Annotated in this window: 14 protein-coding genes and 1 tRNA gene; 13 read left to right on the top strand and 2 right to left on the bottom strand. The window is 62.0% G+C overall.

Features of this window, described 5'->3' with window-relative positions:
- Positions 1-58: 58 nt before the first annotated feature.
- Positions 59-1,540, bottom strand: a complete 1,482-nt coding sequence (gene betB / locus BLP76_RS07475; protein WP_338081419.1) for a betaine-aldehyde dehydrogenase — start codon at positions 1,538-1,540, stop codon at positions 59-61.
- Positions 1,541-1,713: 173 nt separating this feature from the next.
- On the opposite strand from betB, the gene BLP76_RS07480 reads away from it, so the two are divergent.
- Positions 1,714-1,789, top strand: a tRNA-Lys gene (locus tag BLP76_RS07480).
- Positions 1,790-1,906: 117 nt separating this feature from the next.
- On the opposite strand, the gene BLP76_RS07485 is transcribed toward BLP76_RS07480, so the two are convergent.
- Positions 1,907-2,875 (bottom strand): bile acid:sodium symporter family protein, encoded by a 969-nt coding sequence (locus tag BLP76_RS07485; protein ID WP_092811135.1) that lies wholly within the window; start codon positions 2,873-2,875, stop codon positions 1,907-1,909.
- Between the two features lie 558 nt (positions 2,876-3,433).
- Here BLP76_RS07485 and nifA point away from each other — a divergent pair.
- The 12 genes from nifA (at position 3,434) to nifX (ending at position 16,239) form a co-directional block, all read left to right on the top strand.
- Positions 3,434-5,161 (top strand): nif-specific transcriptional activator NifA, encoded by a 1,728-nt coding sequence (gene nifA, locus BLP76_RS07490; protein ID WP_092811137.1) that lies wholly within the window; start codon positions 3,434-3,436, stop codon positions 5,159-5,161.
- 231 nt (positions 5,162-5,392) lie between these two features.
- The gene (gene nifB / locus BLP76_RS07495; RefSeq protein ID WP_092811393.1) at positions 5,393-6,817 is read left to right on the top strand and encodes a nitrogenase cofactor biosynthesis protein NifB; all 1,425 of its coding nucleotides are present in this window, start codon (positions 5,393-5,395) and stop codon (positions 6,815-6,817) included.
- A 17-nt stretch (positions 6,818-6,834) separates the two neighbouring features.
- Entirely contained in the window at positions 6,835-7,029 is a 195-nt protein-coding gene (locus BLP76_RS07500) for a 4Fe-4S dicluster domain-containing protein (RefSeq protein ID WP_092811139.1), read from the top strand.
- Between the two features lie 107 nt (positions 7,030-7,136).
- Positions 7,137-7,454, top strand: a complete 318-nt coding sequence (locus BLP76_RS07505; protein ID WP_092811141.1) for a nitrogen fixation protein NifZ — start codon at positions 7,137-7,139, stop codon at positions 7,452-7,454.
- A complete protein-coding gene (gene nifT, locus BLP76_RS07510) occupies positions 7,451-7,666 on the top strand; it encodes a putative nitrogen fixation protein NifT (protein WP_092811143.1) in 216 nt (71 codons plus the stop codon). Before BLP76_RS07505 ends, nifT begins: the two co-directional genes overlap by 4 nt.
- Positions 7,663-8,538, top strand: a complete 876-nt coding sequence (locus BLP76_RS07515; protein WP_092811145.1) for an SIR2 family NAD-dependent protein deacylase — start codon at positions 7,663-7,665, stop codon at positions 8,536-8,538. Before nifT ends, BLP76_RS07515 begins: the two co-directional genes overlap by 4 nt.
- Before the next feature lie 325 nt (positions 8,539-8,863).
- Positions 8,864-9,763, top strand: a complete 900-nt coding sequence (gene nifH, locus BLP76_RS07520) for a nitrogenase iron protein (protein ID WP_092811147.1) — start codon at positions 8,864-8,866, stop codon at positions 9,761-9,763.
- A 69-nt stretch (positions 9,764-9,832) separates the two neighbouring features.
- Positions 9,833-11,332, top strand: coding sequence for a nitrogenase molybdenum-iron protein alpha chain (gene nifD, locus BLP76_RS07525; protein WP_092811149.1), 1,500 nt, complete (start codon positions 9,833-9,835; stop codon positions 11,330-11,332).
- A gap of 35 nt (positions 11,333-11,367) precedes the next feature.
- Entirely contained in the window at positions 11,368-12,903 is a 1,536-nt protein-coding gene (gene nifK, locus BLP76_RS07530) for a nitrogenase molybdenum-iron protein subunit beta (protein WP_092811151.1), read from the top strand.
- Positions 12,904-12,929: 26 nt separating this feature from the next.
- Positions 12,930-14,375, top strand: a complete 1,446-nt coding sequence (gene nifE / locus BLP76_RS07535) for a nitrogenase iron-molybdenum cofactor biosynthesis protein NifE (RefSeq protein WP_092811153.1) — start codon at positions 12,930-12,932, stop codon at positions 14,373-14,375.
- Complete coding sequence (gene nifN / locus BLP76_RS07540) at positions 14,376-15,773, top strand: nitrogenase iron-molybdenum cofactor biosynthesis protein NifN (RefSeq protein ID WP_092811155.1); 1,398 nt, start codon at positions 14,376-14,378, stop codon at positions 15,771-15,773.
- Positions 15,774-15,786: 13 nt separating this feature from the next.
- Positions 15,787-16,239, top strand: a complete 453-nt coding sequence (gene nifX / locus BLP76_RS07545) for a nitrogen fixation protein NifX (RefSeq protein WP_244514491.1) — start codon at positions 15,787-15,789, stop codon at positions 16,237-16,239.
- Positions 16,240-16,241 lie beyond the last annotated feature (2 nt).

The raw sequence follows: 16,241 nt of genomic DNA on the forward strand, positions 1-16,241 counted from the left end.
CTCCATAGCAGCTTCGCCCGGGGCGCGATCAATGGGCCGTGTCGACGGCGGAGGATTCCTAATAAGGCGCTTCGACCTTTCCGAGATTGACGTAGACGCTTTTCCGCTCGGTGTAGAAATCGAGCGCGGCGAGGCCGTTCTCGCGGCCGATGCCGGATTGCTTGGTGCCGCCAAAGGGCATGGCGATCGGCGTCAGATTGTAGGAATTGACCCAGATCGTGCCCGCCTGCAGCGCGGCCGCGACGCGGTGGGCGCGGGCGAGGTTCTGCGTCATCAGTCCGGCCGCGAGGCCGAAGGGCGTCGCATTGGCGCGGGCGACGACGTCTTCCTCTTCGGTGAAGGAGAGCACGCTCATCACGGGGCCGAAAATCTCCTCGCAGACGATCGTCATGTCGTCGCGTGTCTCTGAGAAGATCGCCGGCCGCATGAAGAAGCCGTTCTTGAAGGCGTCCGTCGTCAGCCGCTCGCCGCCGGTGACGAGTTTTGCGCCTTCGGCAACGCCCTTTTCGACATAGGAGAGGACTTTTTGAAGATGCGCTTCGGAGATGAGCGGGCCCATCTGCGTGTCGGGATCGAGCGGGCCGCCGATGCGGATTTTTTCCGTGCGCTCCGTGAGCCTTGCGAGGAATTCCTCGCGAAGTGATTCATGCACGAAGACACGTGTGCCGTTGGAGCAGATTTCGCCCTGCGTATAGAAGTTTGCAAGGAGCGCCGCAGAAACCGAATCATCGATGTCGGCGTCCTCGAAGACGATAAGCGCCGATTTGCCACCGAGCTCCATCGTGACGTGTTTGAGGGTCTCGGCCGCGGCCGCCATGATGCGCTTTCCCGTCGGCACGGAGCCGGTCAGAGACACTTTGGCGACGCCGGGATGAGCGGTCATCGCGGCCCCCGTTGCGCCGGCGCCGAGCACCACGTTCAGGAGGCCTTTCGGAGCGCCGGCCTCTTCGACGATCTCGGCGAGCTTGAGCGCGGTGATTGGCGTCAATTCGCTCGGCTTGAAGATCATGGCATTGCCGGCGGCAAGCGCCGGCGCCGTTTTCCACGAGGCGATCTGGATCGGGTAATTCCAGGCGCCGATGCCGGCGCAGACGCCAAGCGGCTCGCGGCGGGTATAGGCGAAGGCATCCTCGCCGAGCGGCATATGCTCGCCATGGACGATCTGGGTGAGCCCTGCGAAGAACTCGAAGCAATCGGCGGCGGAGCCGATATCGGCCTCCGGGGCTTCCTGGATGGGTTTGCCGGTGTCGAGAACTTCCAGGCGAGCAAGTTCGTCCGTGCGGGCGCGCAGGAGATTGGCGACACGGTTGAGGATGCGACCGCGTTCAGCCGACGGCATAGCGAGCCATTCCCGCTGCGCGGCCTGAGCTGCGGCGACGGCGCGGTCGATTGTCGCGCTGTCGGCGGCCGCGAAGCGGGCGAGGATCGTGCCGTTCGCGGGATTGATCGTGGCGATCTCTTCGCCACCGCCGGCCACCTTTTCTCCGGCGATATGGGAGGCGAGGTCGGGCATAAGCGTATCGGGCGCGGTCATCGGCATCACACGGTTTTTGGGGGTGGAAGGGGCGCAAGCCGGCGTCGCCGTCATTCAGGCGGGTGCCGGCAGGGGACAAATATCCTGACGAAAATCGATGCGTTGTGCAATTCTGCACCGATGCCGCGCCTGATGGCTTGCACAGCGCGGCTGGCGCCACTATACAGCGCCCACGCTTCGGGTGTGTAGCTCAGTTGGTAGAGCAGCTGACTCTTAATCAGCGGGTCCAGGGTTCGAGTCCCTGCTCACCCACCAATCTTTCAAAAACGATTGAGCGCGCTGTGGAGAGCCTTCTCCATCTGGTGCGCCTCGGCACAAAAAACCCGGCCTCGCGGCCGGGTTTTTCGCGTTTTGGGGTGTGAGCGACGCCGATCAGTTCGACCGTGCGGACGCCATCTCGCTGCGCAGCGCGCGTCCATCGTCGAGCTTTGTATAGATATTTGCCACGATCGCGCCGGCGATGTTGTGCCAGACGCTGAAAATCGCGCTCGGCACCGCGGCGAGGGGTGAGAAATGCGCGCTGGCGAGTGCCGCCCCCAGCCCGGAATTCTGCATGCCGACCTCGATCGAGATCGCCTTGCGCTTGGCCATCGGCATGCCGCTCATGCGCGCGAGCCAATAGCCGAGCGCCAGTCCGATGCCGTTGTGGAGGGCGACGACGGCAAAGATCAAAAGCCCGGTCGTGGCGATTTTCTCCTGATTGACCGCAACGACGGCGGCGATGATGAGGACAATGCCGGTGACGCTGACGAGAGGCAGCGCCGGAAGCGCGACGCGCACCAGCGACGGCGCCAGCTTCTGCATGGCGAAGCCGAGGCCGAGCGGCAGAAGAATCATCTTCACGATGGAGATGAACATGCTCACGGCATCGACCGGCAGATACTGGCTGGCGAACAGCCAGACGAGGAAGGGGGTGACGATCGGCGCCGCCAGGGTCGTGACGCTGGTGCAGGCAACGCTCAACGCCACGTCGCCGCGGCACAGATAGGTCATCACGTTGCTGGCCGTTCCTCCCGGGCAGCAGCCCACCAGGATGACGCCGGCCGCCACTTCCGGCGACATCGGAATGATCGATGTGAGGGCGACGGCAACGAGCGGCATGATGAGGAATTGCGCGCCGACTCCGATCGCCACGTCCTTCGGCCGACGAACGACCTCGCGGAAATCCTTCAGCGAGATCGTCAGCCCCATGCCGAACATGATCATGCCGAGGAGCGGGACGATATAGGGGACAAGGGTTCGGAAGACGTCGGGCAGGACGAATCCGAGGACCGCGAAGGCGATGACCCACAATGCAAAGGTGCGCCCAAAGAACGCGGACACAAGCGCAATAGCTCTCACTGTTTCCTCCTGATGGCAGCAAATGCTGCGGGAGCTGCCAATGGCTTGCTTCTAAAAGCAAAATCCGATGATGAGCGGTCATGCACCCGCTCATACGGTCATGTCTACCGGAGGGACGAATTAGGCCGATTTTTGCCGGTGGGGCGAAAAATATGTTTTCCCGAGGCTCGGAATCCTGCCCTCTACGGGGAAATTTTTCAGGTAAGGGTATCCTTCGGAAACGGAAGTTTTCCCGCCCCTGTCTCGGCGTCGGCGTTTTCGGCCGGTGCACAAAAGAACGTGTCTCAAAAGAAGGGCCCGAAGTCTTCCTGCGTCTGGCACGGAATATGCAAAGAAGATCCGTAGAATGGCTCTATGGAAGCCGCATGGCTCTTATGCAAAGCGTGTTTTCGCGGTTTTCTTTAGGGTCCGACAAAAGTCGAACCTGTGCGAGCCTTCGCATTGGTCTAACTATTTAGCAGATGCAACATAGGTAGGCGGAATCTTGGAAGGTTTGGGGGCCTTCCGGCCTGCGTATTCGATGCATGCGCGTCGAGATCGTCATGGAGGGCGGAGACCGTGACAGTGCACAGCCCCGGAAACGGTACACATGGGCGGACAAGCCGCGCCGATATCGAGCTCATTGGGATCTACGAGATATCCAAGGTCCTCAGCGCGCCGAACCGGCTTGAGACGACGCTCGCTGGCGTGCTCACTTTGCTGTCGAGCTTTCTCGATATGCGGCACGGTTTGATTGCGCTTCTTGACGGCGATGGGGAGCCGGAGATCGTCGTCGGGTCGGGATGGAGCGAAGAGAACGCCAAGCGTTATTTCAAGCGCCTGCCCGAGCAGGCGATCGGGCAGATCGTGGCTACCTGCATGCCGCTGGTGGTGCCGGACGTGCGCAGCGACCAGCTGTTTGCGGGAACCGATCTCGATGGCTGGGGCTCGGAGGACGGCAAGCCGTTTTCGCTCATCGGTGTGCCGATCAAGAACGGCGAGGCGGTCGCGGGGACGCTCACCATCGACCGCAGTTACGAATTCGCCGACCAGACGCCGTTCGATCAGGATGTCCGGTTCCTGACACTTGTTGCCAATCTTCTCGGCCAGACGTTGCGCCTGCACAAAGCGGTGGCACGCGACCGCGAGCGGCTGATGGCCGAACAGCGGCGGCTCGAAAAGCAATTGTCGGCGGGGCGTGACGACGGCGTGGCCTCAGGCAAGATCGAAGGCATCGTCGGCGAGAGCCCGGCTTTGCGTGCGGCCCTCGACAAGGTGCGGATCGTGGCGCGTAGCCGTTCGACCGTGCTGCTGCGCGGCGAGTCGGGCACCGGCAAAGAACTCTTCGCCTCGGCGATCCACGATCTGTCGCCGCGCAGTTCCGGCCCCTTCGTCAAACTCAATTGTGCGGCACTTCCGGAAAGCGTGCTCGAATCTGAGCTTTTCGGTCACGAGAAGGGCGCCTTCACCGGCGCGATCCAGCAGCGCAAGGGTCGCTTCGAGCTCGCCCATGGTGGCACGCTCTTTCTCGACGAAATCGGCGAGATTTCCGCCGCCTTTCAGGCCAAGCTCTTGCGGGTGCTGCAGGAGGGTGAGTTCGAGCGTGTCGGCGGCACGCGTTCGCTCAAGGTCGATGTGCGGCTCGTATGCGCCACCAACCGAGATCTGGAGGCCGCCGTCAGCAAGGGCGAATTCCGTGCGGATCTCTATTATCGCATCAGCGTCGTGCCGATCTTCCTGCCGCCCTTACGCGAGCGGACCGGCGATATCCCGCTTCTCGCGCAGGAGATCCTGCAGCGCTTCAACAAGGAGCACAGCACCGATCTCACTCTGACGGGCGAGGCGCTTCGGGCGCTCTCCGGCTGCTACTTCCCCGGCAATGTGCGGGAACTGGAAAACTGCATCCGGCGCACGGCCACGTTGGCGCGTGACCGGACCATTGTGGCGCACGACCTCGCTTGCCAGAATGACGGATGCCTTTCCTCCGTTCTCTGGCAGGGAAGCCAGAGGGCAACCCATTCGCCGGGCTTCCAGCCGCTGCCGGTCATTCAATCGCAGGCGCAGATGGGCGGAACGGCGGTTGCCGAGGCGGAGAGCATGAGCTCGGCTTCGACGCCGCAAGCCTGCCCGTCACCCGGTGCCTGTCCGGTTCCCGGAGGGGATACGCGCTCGGAGCGTGACCGTCTGATCGAGGCGATGGAGACGGCGGGATGGGTGCAGGCGAAGGCGGCGCGCATTCTCGGCATGACGCCGCGCCAGATCGGCTATGCGCTTCGCAAGCATTCGATTCCGATCAAGCGTTTCTGAGCGGGGCGGTGTGGCGCCCGCAATGTCGGAGACCCGACACGATGTCGGAGCCGCGACAGGGATTTGTCTCCGCCTGGATGATGCCAAACCCTTGTAAATACGTCATTTTCGTTCTGGCATGGGGCTTGCTCCACGGTTCCTGAAAGACGCTTTGGACGTGTGTCGCGGAGGGATCGATTGGCTCAGCTCATCTCGCTTGGCAGCCTGAAGGCGCCGACATCTGCCGCCAAAATGCGGGCATCGCTCGCCAAGTCCGGCTGCGCCTCGTCAAGCTGCGGTTCCTCCGACGGCCCCGCCGATATGTCTCCGGAAATGTGGGAGCGGGTGAAGGACCACCCCTGCTATTCGGAAGAGGCGCATCATTATTTCGCGCGCATGCATGTCGCCGTCGCGCCTGCCTGCAACATCCAATGCAATTACTGCAATCGGAAGTACGATTGCGCCAATGAAAGCCGACCGGGCGTCGTCTCCGAGCGGCTCGACCCCGATCAGGCGGTCAAGAAAGTCATCGCGGTCGCCAACGAGGTGCCGCAGCTTTCCGTCCTCGGCATCGCCGGCCCCGGCGACGCCTGCTACGACTGGCGCAAGACGAAAGAGACGTTTGAGCGGGTTTCCAAGGAAATCCCGGACCTCAAGCTCTGCCTGTCGACCAACGGTCTGGCGCTGCCCGATTATGTCGACGAGATCGCCGACATGGCGATCGATCATGTGACGATCACCATCAACGCCATCGATCCTGAGATCGGCGCGAAGATCTATCCGTGGGTCTTCTACGATCACCGGCGCTGGACCGGTGTGGAGGCGTCTCGGATCCTGCTGGAGAGGCAGATGCTTGGCCTGGAGATGTTGGTCGCGCGCGACATCCTGGTGAAGGTCAATTCCGTCATGATCCCGGGGATCAACGACGCGCATCTCATCGAGGTGAACAAGGCGGTGAAGGAGAAGGGCGCCTTCCTTCACAACATCATGCCGCTCATTTCCGATCCCGCCCACGGTACGCATTTCGGGCTGACGGGCCAGCGCGGGCCGACGCCGATGGAGGTGAAGGCGCTGCAGGACAAGGTGGAGGGCGGCACCAAGCTGATGCGCCATTGCCGCCAGTGCCGCGCCGATGCGGTCGGCATCCTTGGCGAAGATCGCGGCCAGGAATTCACCATGGATCAGCTGCCCGAGACGGTTTCCTACGATCCGGCGCGACGTGAGGAATATCGCTCGGTGGTCGCGACGGTGCGCGGTGAGCACGCCGCGACCAAAGAGGCGGCCAAAGCAGATCTCGCCGAAGTGCGGGATGCGCCGGTGCTTCTTGTCGCGGTGGCAACAAGAGGTGGCGGGCGTATCAATCTACACTTCGGTCACGCACAGGAATTCCAGGTTTTCGAAGTTTCGCCTGGTGGCGTGACCTTCGTGGGGCATCGCAAAGTCGAGCAATATTGCCATGGCGGACACGGCGAGGAGAGAGCCTTCGACGGCATTGTCGAAACGCTGCAAGGCGTCTCCACGGTGTTGTGCGCGAAGATTGGCGAAGCCCCAAAAGATCGACTGGAGAAGGTCGGCATCAAGGCGAGCGACGCCCATGCTTTTGACTGGATCGAGGCTGGGATTGCTGCCTGGTACGCCGCCGAATACGGCACCCAGCCTGCAATGCTGACAGCCTAACCGAGAGGAGAAATCAAATGGCCTACAAGATCATCAAGTCCCAGTGCACCGTTTGCGGCGCCTGCGAATTCGAATGCCCGAACGCGGCGATCAAGTTCAAGGGCGACACCTACATCATCGACCAGGACAAGTGCACCGAATGCGAAGGGCATTTCGATGCCCCGCAATGCGTCGCCGTCTGCCCGGTCCCGGATACGTGCGTGCCGGCCTGAGTTGAATTGGCCGCCGGCGGGTCGGGTTCGGCCCGCCGGCGCTGTCTTTTGCGCCCCGGACGGATCACCGCCGACCTGACATTCGCCATGTCGCGAAGGAGACTGCGATGGGACTTGCCCGCGAAGAAGAGGTGGAGATCTACGATCAGCCTCTCTTCATGCCCGGCGCCAAGGTGCGTTCGCGCAAGGCCGTCAAGAACGACGGGACGATGCCGGGTTGCGAGATCGGCGAGATTGTCGTGCGCAAAGGTGACGAAGGATATGTGCGCGACGTCGGCACCTATCTGCAGCGGTTTTACATCTACGCGGTCGAGTTTCTCGATTGCGGCAGGATCGTCGGCATGCGCGGGCGCGAGCTGATCGCCATCGACGCGGGCGACGCAGCGGCGAGCGACATTTCGGACGAGCAGGAGACAGCAGCATGAAAGTGATGATCCGCAGCACGCCCAAGGGGCTTTCCGCCTATGTCGCGAAGAAGGATCTCGAAGAGCCGATCGTCGAATGCGAGCACGAGGCGCTGTGGGGTGGCTGGGTAAAGCTGAAGAACGGCTGGATTCTCGAACTGCCGGAGATGGAGGCCGACACCAAGCTCCCGATCACGGTCGAAGCGCGGCGCCGCCCGGAAAGCGTTTCATGAGTGCTGCTGCGGCTTTGGATGAGGTGGTTGTCCGCAACGCCGAGCCGATTCTTGACGATATCGTCCGTCGCCTGAAGGGCGGTGGCATCATTCCTTATCTCGGCCCCGGCACGGTGCCCGTCGATGCAAGCGTTCCAGCGAGCTATGCGCAACTGGCCGATTTCTTCACCTCGAAGGTTGCGTTGCCGAAACGTGCGCGCGGCAATCCCTGGGCTTCGGCGCAGTTCATCGAAGGGCGCAAGCACCGCAAGACGCTCGACGCCCTGATGGCGGAGGCGTTTGCCACGCCCGTGACGCCGACGGCGCTTCACCAGGCGCTCGCTTCCTGTCCGCACATCCCGATGATCGTCGACAGCTGGTATGACGGGGCGATGCGGTCTGCGCTCGCTCAATGCACCAGCCGGGGCGCCGATTGGGGCGAAGTGCAGGGGATCACCCGCGCCGGCATCGGCGAATTTCTCTGGTTTCGCTTTTACGATGCCGCGGGAGAAGAGGTGGGCGCGCCGCAAGATGAATGGCGGACGCTTCTCTATAAGCCGCATGGCGGCGTGGCGCCGGCCCACAATTATCTCATCGCCGATTCCGATTATGTCGAAGTGCTGACGGAAATCGACATACAGACGCCGATCCCTGAGATCGTACGTGCGCGACGGACGAATTGCGGGTTTCTGTTCATCGGCTGTCGCTTCGACGACCAGATGCTCCGGCTCTATGCCCGCCAGATCATGAAGCGCTCCAAGGGGCCTTATTTTGCGCTGGTGGAGCCCGAAGGGCTCACGCGCAACGAGCTGCGCTTCTTTGAAACGGAAGCGATCACGCCGCTTGCCGTTTCCCCGGCAAAATTTGCCGAACGCCTCGCAGAGCTCGCCTGAGCCTCTTCTTTTCCTGACATGACTTTTATGCGGCCGACCGTTCGGCGGCGCTTTGGCCTGTCGCTGCGCCAGGTCACGGCGAAACGCGACATCCGCAATGTCGTGTCGGTTTTGTCGGTTGTTCGGCTCGCGTCCCACTGTCGTCTTTTGTCGGAGATCGGACAGCGACTGTCGGACGTTCGGCTCTCTCAAAAATCTCGCAAGCTCTTAATAAACAAAGGAAATTTCGTTTTCTCCAAGTTGGCACGCCCTTTGCGTAACTGAGGGTACGCGGCCGAGAGCGCCCGCTGGAACAGTTTTGAACCGGACAACCTGGAGAGACACTATGAGTTCACTTCGCCAGATTGCGTTCTACGGGAAGGGCGGCATCGGCAAGTCGACCACTTCTCAGAACACCCTCGCGGCACTTGTCGAAATGGGGCAGAAGATTCTGATTGTGGGTTGCGATCCGAAAGCGGATTCCACCCGCCTCATCCTCAACACCAAGATGCAGGATACCGTCTTGAGCCTCGCGGCCGAGGCGGGCTCTGTGGAAGATCTCGAGCTCGAGGACGTTCTGAAGCTCGGATACAAGGGCATCAAGTGCACCGAATCCGGTGGTCCTGAGCCCGGCGTCGGCTGTGCCGGCCGCGGCGTCATCACCGCCATCAACTTCCTCGAAGAAAACGGTGCCTATGACGATGTCGACTACGTCTCTTACGACGTGCTCGGCGACGTCGTCTGCGGCGGCTTTGCGATGCCGATCCGCGAAAACAAGGCGCAGGAAATCTACATCGTCATGTCCGGCGAGATGATGGCGCTTTATGCCGCCAACAACATCGCCAAGGGCATCTTGAAGTACGCCCATTCCGGCGGCGTGCGTCTCGGCGGCCTCATCTGCAACGAGCGCCAGACCGACCAGGAGCTGGAACTGTCGGAAGCGCTGGCTGAGAAGCTCAATACCAAGCTCATCCATTTCGTGCCGCGCGACAACATCGTCCAGCACGCGGAGCTGCGTCGTCAGACGGTCATCCAGTACGCCCCCGATTCCAATCAGGCGAAGGAATACCGGACGCTGGCGGAGAAGATCCATGCGAATTCCGGGCAGGGCACGATCCCGACGCCGGTTTCCATGGACGAGCTTGAGCAGATGCTGCTCGATTTCGGCATCATGAAGACCGAGGAGCAGGCGCTCGCCGAACTCCAGGCCAAGGAAGCCGCGAAGGCCGCTGAAGCCGCGGCCTAATTGTCCCGCCCGGCCGCCGCGGGGCGGTGGCCGGGCTCATCTTCAACATTGTTCGATGAGGAGAGCGCTATGAGCCTCGACCACAAGAACGACGCCGAGTTCCACGCCAACCTCATTGAGGAGGTGTTGAAGGCCTATCCGGACAAGGCCCAGAAGAAGCGGAGCCGGCATCTGAGTGTCGCCAAGCCTGCGGACGCATCCGAAGAGGGCGGCGAACAAAATCTGTCGGAATGCGCCGTCAAATCCAACATCAAGTCGATCCCGGGCGTCATGACGATCCGCGGCTGCGCCTATGCCGGATCCAAGGGCGTGGTCTGGGGCCCGGTGAAGGACATGGTCCATATCAGCCATGGTCCGGTCGGCTGCGGCCAGTATTCCTGGGCTCAGCGCCGCAATTATTATACCGGCACGACCGGCGTCGACACTTTCGTGACGATGCAGTTCACCACCGATTTCCAAGAGCGCGACATCGTCTTTGGCGGCGACAAGAAGCTCGAAAAGGTGATCGACGAGATCAACGAGCTTTTCCCCCTCGCCAACGGCATCTCCGTGCAGTCGGAATGCCCGATCGGCCTCATCGGTGACGATATCGAGGCCGTGGCACGCAAGAAAAAGAGCGAAACCGGCAAGACTGTCGTGCCGGTGCGCTGCGAGGGTTTCCGCGGCGTGTCGCAGTCCCTCGGCCACCACATCGCCAACGACACGATCCGCGACTGGGTGCTCGACAAGAGCGAGCGCGAATTCGAGGCGACGGATTACGACGTCACCATCATCGGTGACTACAATATCGGTGGCGACGCGTGGGCCTCGCGCCGGCTTCTGGAAGAGATGGGCCTCAGGGTCATCGGCAGCTGGTCTGGTGACGGCACGCTCGCCGAACTCGAGCAGGCGCCGAAGGCGAAGCTCAATCTCATCCATTGCTACCGGTCGATGAACTACATCTGCCGCCATATGGAAGAAAAGCACGGCGTGCCGTGGACGGAGTACAATCTCTTCGGCCCGACGCAGATCGCCCAGTCGCTACGCCATATCGCCAGCTATTTCGACGATACCATCAAGGAAGGTGCCGAGCGCGTCATCGCCAAGTACCAGCCGCTCGTCGATGCCGTCATCTCAAAGTACAAGCCGCGTCTCGAAGGCAAGACGGTGATGCTCTATGTCGGCGGCCTGCGTCCGCGCCACATCGTCAATGCTTATGACGATCTCGGCATGGAAATCGTCGGTACGGGTTATGAATTCGCCCACAACGACGATTATCAGCGCACCGGACATTACGTGAAAGAAGGCACGCTGATCTACGATGACGTGACCGGCTACGAGCTGGAGAAGTTCATCGAGCAGATCCGACCCAATCTCGTCGGCTCCGGCATCAAGGAAAAGTACCCGGTGCAGAAGATGGGCATCCCGTTCCGTCAGATGCATTCCTGGGACTATTCCGGCCCCTATCACGGCTACGACGGTTTCGCGGTTTTCGCCCGCGACATGGACCTCGCCATCAACAACCCCGTCTGGGATCTGTTCGACGCTCCCTGGACCAAGACCGAGCCGCTGGCGGTCGCCGCCGAATAGCGCGCGCGCCCCGAGCCTCAAGAAGGAATGGACCCATGCCACAATCTGCAGAGAAAGTCCTCGACCACAGCCTTCTGTTCCGGGAGCCGGAATACAAGGAGATGTTCGCCAAGAAGCGCGCGGACATGGAAAACATGCCTGCCACCGAGAAGGTGCAGGAAACCGCCGACTGGACGAAGAGCTGGGAGTATCGGGAGAAGAATTTCGCCCGCGAATCCCTCTCCATCAACCCGGCAAAGGCCTGTCAGCCGCTCGGCGCGGTCTTTGCGGCGGCGGGTTTTGAGAAGACGCTGAGCTTCGTGCACGGCAGCCAGGGCTGCGTCGCCTACTACCGCTCGCATCTGTCCCGCCATTTCAAGGAGCCGTGCTCGGCGGTCTCCTCTTCGATGACGGAAGATGCGGCCGTGTTTGGCGGTCTCAACAACATGGTCGAAGGCCTGAAGAACGCCTATGCGCTCTACTCGCCGAAGATGATCGCGGTGTCGACGACCTGCATGGCCGAGGTGATCGGCGACGATCTGCAGTCGTTCATCATCGGTGCCAAAGACAAGGAATCGGTGCCGCAGGACTTCCCGGTGCCCTATGCCCACACTCCGGCGTTCGTCGGCAGCCACACGACCGGCTACGACAACATGCTGCGTGGTATTCTCGAAGGCTTCTGGGCCAATGCGGAGGTCACGAAGAACGAGACGATCAACATCGTTCCGGGCTTCGACGGGTTCGCGGTCGGCAACAATCGCGAGCTGAAGCGCATTCTCGACCTGATGGGCGTGGAATACACGATCCTGTCCGACGTTTCCGATCAGTTCGACACGCCTTCGGACGGCGAGTTCCGCATGTATGACGGCGGCACGACGCTGGAGGCGGCGAAGAACGCGGTCAACGCCAAGGCGACGATCAGCCTGCAGCAATACTGCTCTACGAAGACGCTCCAATACGCGAAGTCCTTCGATCAGGAGACGGCGAGCTTCCACTACCCGATGGGCGTGGCCGCGACCGACGAATTCCTGATGAAGGTGTCGGAGATCACCGGCAAGGAGATCCCGGAAGAGCTTCGGATGGAGCGCGGGCGTCTCGTCGATGCGATGGCCGACAGCCAGGCCACTCTGCACGGCAAGACCTACGCCATCTACGGCGATCCGGACTTCGTCTATGCGATGGCCCGCTTCGTGCTGGAATTCGGCGGCGAGCCGCGCCACTGCCTGGCGACCAACGGCACCAAGCCGTGGGCGAAGAAGATGCAGGCCCTGTTCGACTCTTCGCCCTTCGGCGCGGAATGCAAGGCCTATCCGGGCAACGATCTGTGGCACATGCGGTCGCTTCTCGCCACGGAGCCGACGGACTTCCTCATCGGCAATTCGCACGGCAAGTTCCTGGAGCGCGACACGGGCGTGCCGCTCATCCGGCTGACCTTCCCGATCTTCGACAGGCACCACCATCACCGCTTCCCCGTCTGGGGCTACCAGGGCGGATTGCGGGTTCTGGTGACGCTTCTCGACAAGGCGTTCGACGCGCTCGACGCGGCCGGGCTGGAGCCGGGCGGCGACATTTCCTTCGATTTGACCCGCTAAAAGGCGGGCGGCGCCGGGAGGCGATCATGGGCGAAGTCTTGAGGTCGAAAACAGCCGAACTCTTCAACGAGCCGGGCTGTGCGAAAAACCAGGCCAAGAGCGAAAAGGAGCGCAAAAAGGGTTGCTCCAAGCCTTTGGTGCCGGGCGCCGCCGCAGGCGGTTGTGCCTTCGACGGTGCCAAGATCGCGCTGGAGCCGATCGTCGACGTCGTGCATCTGACGCACGGGCCGTCGGCGTGTGAAGGCAACAGCTGGGACAACCGCCATGCCGCCACCTCGGGGCCGAGCACCTATCGGCTCGGCCTCACCACCGATCTCTCCGAGCTCGACATCGTCATGGGCAATGGAGAAAAGCGACTGTACCGGGCGATCAAGGACGCGATCGCCCGGTACGACCCGCCGGCCGTCTTCGTCTATCAGACCTGCGTGCCGGCGATGATCGGCGACGACATCGAGGCCGTCTGCCGGCATGCGGCGGAGAAGACCGGCACGCCCTGCATCCCGGTCCTGTCGGCCGGATTTTCGGGCAAGAAGAATTTCGGCAACAAGCTCGCCGGCGAGGCGCTGTTCAAGCACGTCATCGGCACCATCGAGCCTGAATATACGACGCCGACGGACGTCAATATTCTCGGCGAATACAACATCGTCGGCGAGATCTGGCAGATTAAGCCGCTTCTGGAAAAACTCGGTATCCGGCTTCTCGCCAACATCACGGGCGATGCGCGCTACCGCGATCTCGCCGGGGCGCACCGCGCCCGCGTCAACATGATGATGTGCTCGGCGGCTCTCATCAATCTGGCGCGCCAGATGGAGGAGCGCTGGGGCATCCCCTATTTCGAAGGGTCCTTCTACGGCATCGCCGACACGTCGGCGGCGCTGCGCACGCTCGCCCGCATGCTGATCGAGCGCGGAGCTCCCGAAGATCTTCTGGAGCGCACGGAAGCGCTCATCGCGGCGGAGGAGGCGCGCGCCTGGGCGCGCATCGAGCCTTACCGCGAGATCCTCAAGGGCAAGCGCGTCATTCTCTATACGGGCGGGGTCAAATCCTGGTCGATCGTCTCCGCGCTGCAGGAAATCGGCATGAAGATCGTCGCCACTTCGGTGCGCAAATCGACCGAAGGCGACAAGGAGCGGATAAAGGAGATCATGGACGATCCGCATATGGTCGGCTCGGTGCCGGCCCGTGAGATGTATGCGAAGCTCGCCAATGACGAGGCGGACATTCTCCTGTCGGGCGGCAAGACGCAATATGTCGGCCTGAAGGCGCGCAGACCCTGGCTCGATATCAACCAGGAGCGCAACTATGCCTATGCCGGCTATGACGGCACCGTGGCACTCGTGGCGGAACTCGCCAAATCCTTGTCCAATCCCGTTTGGGAGGAGATCCGTCGGCCTGCGCCCTGGGAAATCTCTGCCGATATCGTGCCGCTTGATTGCGGACCGCAATCGCGTTCCGGCGTCGGGGAGGCGTAGATGGCCATGCTCTTGCAGCCGAAAAAGAACGGCTCGATCAATCCTTTGAAGTCCTCAGCGCCGCTCGGCGCGGCGCTTGCCTATCTCGGCGTCGATGGCGCCGTGCCGCTCTTTCATGGTGCGCAGGGATGCACTTCCTTCGCCCTGACGCTCGCGGTCCGGCATTTCCGCGAAGACATGCCGATGCAGACGACGGCGATCGCTGAGGTCGAGACGATTTTGGGTGGCGCCGACAATCTGGAGGAAGCGCTCGTCAATCTGCAGTCGCGGATGAACCCGAAGTTCATCGGCATCGCCTCGACGGCGCTCATCGAAACGCGCGGTGAGGATATCACCGGAGATCTTCTGTCCATCATGCAGCGTCGCCACGAGCTGGCACGCACGGCCATCGTCTACGCCTCGACACCCGATTATGTCGGGGCGCTCGAAGACGGCTGGGCGAAGGCGGTGACGGCGATCATCGATGGCCTCGTCGTCCCGGGCGAACGCCGGCAGAAAAGCCTGCGGCAGATCAACATCCTGCCGGGGGTGCATCAGACGGCGGCCGATATCGACCAGGTGCGCGATATGGCGGAGGCCTTCGGTCTCAACGCGGTTGTTCTGCCGGACCTTTCCGGTTCGCTCGACGGGCACGTGAACGCTGAATTCACGCCGATCACATCAGGTGGCACGAAGCTTGAAGAGATCGCCGACATGGGCGAGGGGCTCGCCACCATCGCGATCGGCCAGCATATGACCCCGGCGGCAGAGGCCCTCGAAGGGCTGACCGGCGTGCCGAGCACGGTTCTTTCGAACCTGACGGGCCTTGCGGCGAGCGACGAACTCGTGGCGCTGCTGTCGCGCATCTCGGGCGTTGCGGTCCCCGAAAGCCTCAAGAGGCGCCGCAGCCAGCTCGTCGACGCGATGCTCGACTGTCATTTCTATCTCGGTGGCAAGCGCATCGCGATCGCGGCCGATCCGGACCTCGTTTATCAGCTCTCTGTCTTCTTCAAGAGCCTCGGCGCGGAGATCGTCACGGCGGTGACGACCACCAATCATTCGCCGCTTCTCGAGAAAGTACCGGCTAAGGAGGTCGTCGTTGGCGATCTCATGGATTTCGAAGAGCGGGCGGCCGCCGCACAGGCCGATCTCCTCGTCACGCACAGCCATGGACGACAGGCTGCGGAACGTCTCGGCCTGCCGCATCTGCGCGTCGGGTTCCCGATCTTCGACCGGCTCGGCGTCCAGCACCGCTCGATGATCGGCTACGCGGGAAGCCGCGATTTTCTCTACGAGGTGGGAAACATCTTCCTCAGCCTCATCAAAGAGAAGACGCCCGAGGATTTCGCCTCGGCCGAAGTGCCTCCCTTTAAGGTTCAGGAGAAGCGCGATGTCGGTCAGACACTTGCAATTGGTTGAACGGGAGGAAGTCATGTCGGTGACCGCTGAAAGCGACGAGCCGAAGCTGCGCGTGGCGATCGCCACGCAGGATATGAAGGGGCTCAACGCGCATTTCGGCTCGGCCCGCAAATTCGCGATCTACGATGTGACGCCGACGGCCTCGCGCTTCGTCTCCGCGGCCGCTTTCGACGATGTGTCGGATGAAAGCGGCAAACATCGCCTTGAGGGCGACGACCGCATCGGACCGAAGATCGAGGCTTTGAACGGCTGCCACCTTCTCTTCTGTCTGGCGATCGGCGGGCCTTCGGCCGCGAAAGTCATCAATGCGCGCATCCATCCCGTCAAATTGCCGGGGCCGGAGCCGATCGACGGCCTCATTGGGCGCGTGCAGACGATGATGTCGACCAATCCGCCGCCCTGGCTGCGAAAAGTGATGGGCACAGCGCAGCCGCGGTCGATGGATTTTCTCGACGAGGAGGATTGAGA

The sequence above is a fragment of the Afifella marina DSM 2698 genome (assembly GCF_900102695.1).
In the GTDB taxonomy this organism is placed as follows: domain Bacteria; phylum Pseudomonadota; class Alphaproteobacteria; order Rhizobiales; family Afifellaceae; genus Afifella; species Afifella marina.

Coding starts and splice junctions, on each gene's coding strand:
- nifE (WP_092811153.1), top strand. CDS start 12,930: ATGGGCGAAGTCTTGAGGTCGAAAACAGCCGAACTCTTCAACGAGCCG.
- betB (WP_338081419.1), bottom strand. CDS start 1,540: ATGCCGATGACCGCGCCCGATACGCTTATGCCCGACCTCGCCTCCCAT.
- BLP76_RS07515 (WP_092811145.1), top strand. CDS start 7,663: ATGAGTGCTGCTGCGGCTTTGGATGAGGTGGTTGTCCGCAACGCCGAG.
- nifK (WP_092811151.1), top strand. CDS start 11,368: ATGCCACAATCTGCAGAGAAAGTCCTCGACCACAGCCTTCTGTTCCGG.
- nifX (WP_244514491.1), top strand. CDS start 15,787: ATGTCGGTGACCGCTGAAAGCGACGAGCCGAAGCTGCGCGTGGCGATC.
- nifN (WP_092811155.1), top strand. CDS start 14,376: ATGGCCATGCTCTTGCAGCCGAAAAAGAACGGCTCGATCAATCCTTTG.
- nifT (WP_092811143.1), top strand. CDS start 7,451: ATGAAAGTGATGATCCGCAGCACGCCCAAGGGGCTTTCCGCCTATGTC.
- BLP76_RS07500 (WP_092811139.1), top strand. CDS start 6,835: ATGGCCTACAAGATCATCAAGTCCCAGTGCACCGTTTGCGGCGCCTGC.
- nifH (WP_092811147.1), top strand. CDS start 8,864: ATGAGTTCACTTCGCCAGATTGCGTTCTACGGGAAGGGCGGCATCGGC.
- BLP76_RS07505 (WP_092811141.1), top strand. CDS start 7,137: ATGGGACTTGCCCGCGAAGAAGAGGTGGAGATCTACGATCAGCCTCTC.
- nifB (WP_092811393.1), top strand. CDS start 5,393: ATGCGGGCATCGCTCGCCAAGTCCGGCTGCGCCTCGTCAAGCTGCGGT.
- nifD (WP_092811149.1), top strand. CDS start 9,833: ATGAGCCTCGACCACAAGAACGACGCCGAGTTCCACGCCAACCTCATT.